Below are 1,173 nucleotides of genomic sequence, written 5' to 3'. Positions count from 1 at the left end.
TAATGGGTAAAAACTATAGTGACGATTTCAAAAAAACAGTTGTAGATTTGTATCACTCAGGTACTTCTGTAAAGGACCTGTCGAGCGAATATGGCGTAACGGAAGTTACTATTTATAAATGGATCAAGCAGTTAACCCCTATTCAATCAGGAGATGACGAAGTTACTCCTAAAGATATAGATGAAATGAAAAAAGAAATGCAACGCATCAAACAGGAGAACGAAATCTTAAAAAAGGCTATGGCCATATTCGCGAAAAAGTAGATGATTCAGAGCTTATTGAATTTATAGAAGAACATAAAGATGATCACTCGATTACAACCATGTGTGATGCTTTAGGAGTTTCTAAGAGTACTTACTATCATAAATCAAATCACGTTGAGTCTAATCGTGATAAAGAAAACAGGAAACTTACAGAAGAGATTATTAAAATCCATAATGATAGTAACAAACGCTATGGTGCACCTAAGATCCACGCCATCTTAAAAATAAAAGGTTATAAAGTAAGCCTAAAACGCGTTCAGAGAATAATGAAAAAAGCTGGTATCCGGTCAATTGTCAGAAAAAAATTCAAGCCTTACCCTAATAAACAAAAAGTAGTTGAACGAGAAAATATCTTAAAACAAGACTTTTCTACCAAAACTATTAATGAAAAATGGGTGACTGATATTACATACATTAAAACAATAAAAGATTCTTGGTGCTATTTAGGTTCGGTAATGGACTTACATACTCATAAAATCATTGGTTACTCCATCAGCAAAAACATGACAACTGACCTTGTGATTAAAGCTTTGAAGAACGCTTATGAAACTCAAAAGCCGGGTAAAGGTCTTATCCTTCATAGCGATCTAGGTACACAATACACTAGTGACGAATTTAAGCAATTCACAAAAACCAAAGGAATCATACAGTCCTTTAGTCGTAAAGGCTGTCCTTATGACAATGCACACATTGAATCTTTTCATGCTACCCTTAAAAAAGAAGAAGTTAACCATGTAAGATACCTAGATTTTGATTCTGCCAAAGTTGCCATTTTCAAGTTTATTGAAGGCTGGTACAACAGAAAAAGAATACATGGAAGTTTAGGTTTCTTAACTCCTCAAGCTTTTGAGGACTTATCAAAACAATCTGCTTAAAACTTAACTTTTTTGTGTCCAAAATATTGACTCAA

At 33.6% G+C, this 1,173-nt stretch carries 1 protein-coding gene; it reads left to right on the top strand.

Annotated elements, in window-relative coordinates; translation table 11 throughout:
* Positions 1-2 precede the first annotated feature (2 nt).
* Positions 3-1,138, top strand: a protein-coding gene (locus CDO51_RS13005) for an IS3 family transposase (RefSeq protein ID WP_420811503.1) whose coding sequence is annotated in 2 segments (ribosomal slippage) — positions 3-237 and positions 237-1,138 — 1,137 coding nt in all. Because the reading frame shifts where the segments join, the coding sequence is not laid out codon by codon here.
* The last annotated feature ends 35 nt before the right edge of the window (positions 1,139-1,173 follow it).

It is taken from the genome of Natranaerobius trueperi (assembly GCF_002216005.1).
Classification (GTDB): domain Bacteria; phylum Bacillota; class Natranaerobiia; order Natranaerobiales; family Natranaerobiaceae; genus Natranaerobius_A; species Natranaerobius_A trueperi.
Note: the sequence above shows the minus strand (reverse complement) of the source record. Positions and strands in the feature narration are given on the sequence as shown.